This window comes from Paenibacillus sp. E194 (assembly GCF_000935845.1).
GTDB classification, from domain to species: domain Bacteria; phylum Bacillota; class Bacilli; order Paenibacillales; family Paenibacillaceae; genus Paenibacillus_B; species Paenibacillus_B alvei_B.
On the sequence record NZ_JMDX01000410.1, the window covers coordinates 1 to 2,980 of the forward strand.

General features: G+C 49.5%; 1 protein-coding gene. It reads right to left on the reverse strand.

Features of this window, described 5'->3' with window-relative positions:
* Window positions 1-2,980: condensation domain-containing protein (locus AZ66_RS28245; protein ID WP_044357972.1), on the reverse strand; the 2,980-nt coding region annotated here is incomplete at both ends.

Sequence of the window (2,980 nt, forward strand, 5' to 3'; positions counted from 1 at the left end):
AACCATCCATGACGATGTGATGGGAGATCCACAGCACTTCATACACTTCGTCTGCCGTCTGAAGTACGGACACGCGCATGACATTCCCATTCTCAAGGTCAAAGCCTTGTGCACGTTCCTTGGCCGCTTCGTTCTCAATCGCCACAGCCTGCTCATATGAATTCAGGGACCGCAAATCTTCGTGCTTCACGCTAATGCGCTTGCTACGAAATACAACTTGCAGCGGTTCACCGTTCGAATCGACGAGGAAGTTGGTACGGAATACAGCATGCCGAGCGGCCAGTTCATTCCAGCTTGCGGCGAAGGCTTCGATGTTCAACGCTCCCTTAAGCGTTAAGCGCGTAAGTTCGAAATAGGCTCCCGCCTGGCTGTCCATAGCTGTATGGAACCACATTCCCTTCTGCATCGGCGTTAATGCATAGATATCCTCTACTTCACCGATACCACTTGTCCGTTCAACGATCTGCTCCAACTCTTGAATGCTAATGCGCTGCAATGACACGTCACTTGGCGTGAGCTCTGTTTGCTCTTTGGCCACACAATGATCGATGATTTCAAGTAAGCTGTCCCGAATCAAGCTTGCCAATCGCTCAATCGTCTCAACACGATATTGCGTCCGTCCATAGCTGATGTCGAGCTGCAATTTGCCATCCGAGACCATTCCATTCATGTCTAGCAGATAAGGTCTTAGCTGATCTCCCCCAATATTGCTGCCGGTAGAATACGGCGATGGAGAAAACCCGCTGTTCTGGAAATCTTGGTCGAACTGCCCCAAGTAGTTGAAGCTAACCTCAGGTGCTGTTCCCCAATCATCCTGCATACTCTTGTCTGATAAATATCGACAAATTCCGTAACCGATCCCTTTATTCGGAATGCTGCGCAAATCTTCTTTGACTGACTTGATGATTCGCGGCAGTTCTTCCTCAGAGCCTACCTCGAGAAGCTGCGGATACTCACTCGTGAACCAGCCTACCGTGCGTGTGATATCGAGATCTGGCAGGATCGACTCCCGACCATGTCCTTCCAAATTAATTCGGATACGCTCATGTCCGCACCATCTCCGGAATGCAATGCCGAGTGCCGTTAAAAGAAGATCGTCCATCTGCGTGTTATACGCCCGATGCGCCTGCTTCAACAGCAGTTCGGTCTCGTTAGCACTCCATTCGACCGTTACCGATTCACTATCAAGTTGAAGAGCAGTCCCAGCGTAATCCGTCGGCAGTGGAGTAATCGTCGTCTGTGCGACTTGCTGCCAATATTTCAGCTCCTCGTTCATGTTAGACTGCTGCGCATATGCTGAAAGCTGTCTTGACCATAACCGGAAGGAATCGCTCTTGTCAGGGAGACGAATCTCGCTGCCTAGAAGTGCCTGTTCGTATCCGCTAGCAAGATCCTCAAGCAAAATCCGCCAGGATACGGCATCGATAACAGCATGATGAATGACGATAAGCAGATGATCTCCATCTGGGCAGCGGAACAATCCTGCGCCTACGAGTGGCCCTGCCTCTAAATTGAACCCATTCTGAATCGCATCAGCTTCTGCCATGAGCATGTTGTGAAGAGATTCTTCGCTTTCATCGCCAGCGGAACGTTCCTTGATATCCAACACATCAAGACGGTAAAGCTCGCCTTCTTCGATTCTCCGGTTCCAGGCCGCGTATTCTCCCTGTTCCGTACGGTGGAATACCATGCGCAGCGCATCGTGATGTTCCGTAATCTTGTGCAGTGCATTGCGAAGTGCCGCCTCATCGAATCCATCTTTGCGGTGCAGCATTATGGATTGATTGTAATGATGCAGACTCGCTTCATCTCGTTCAAAATACCAGCGCAATATAGGAGTGAGCCCAACCTCACCGCTCTCTTCTCCCTGCTCAGCTTTTCGCTGAACCTCTACCAGATGTGGACTTATCTGTTCAATGGTCGGATACTTGAACAGATCCCGGATATCCAGCTTATATCCAGCTTGCTGCATGCGAGATGATACTTGAATGGACTTGATCGAATCTCCACCTAGCTCGAAGAAATGATCCAAAATGCCAACTCGCTTGACTCCAAGCACCATTTGCCAGATGCTAACCAGCGTTTGTTCCGCTTGGTTACGAGGCTCCACATAAATCTTGCCGGAATAGTCCTGACCAGATGGTGCAGGCAATCCATTCCGATCGATTTTGCCGTTCGGCGTAAGCGGCAATCGTTCCAGCTTCATGAAATAAGACGGAATCATATAATCAGGTACTTGTTCTGCCAGGGTTGAACGCAATTGCTGTACGGATATCTCGCTATCGGCAACATAATAGGCGCACAGAGCTTTCAGTCCATTTTCATCCTCGCGCGCTACGATAACAGCTTCCCGCACAAGTGATGTTTGCAGCATGCGTGTTTCAATTTCCCCTATTTCTATCCGATTACCCCGAATTTTGACTTGATGATCGAGCCTTCCAAGGTATTCAATGTTTCCGTCCGGCAGCCATCTTGCCAAATCACCTGTCCGATACATCTTTCCTTGAGAGTAGGGGTCATCAACGAATTTTTCTGCTGTCAAGTCATCACGGTTCAGATAACCTCTGCCGACACCGGCTCCACTTATGTAGAGCTCTCCTACAATTCCGATTGGCTGAAGCGCCTTATTCTCGTCTAGAATGTACATGGATACCGAAGGCAGTGGTTTACCTATCGGGAGCATTGTGATGGAATCCACACTACAATTTCTCTCGTAATAGCACGCATCGACGCAAGCCTCAGTCACGCCATAGCTGTTCAGGATTCTCATTTGCGAGCCGAATCGTTCAATCAGCTTGCGATATTCCGCGGCCGGGCAATGATCCGAGCCAACAACGAGCAGGCGCAGACTGCTTACATCCTTGCCTTGTTCATGCACATATTCCATCAACGGAATAACAAGGGCTGGGGTTGATTCGAATATGTGGATGCGATGTCTTGCGATTAGCTCACATATCGCTTCAGGATTAGCTCGCGCTTC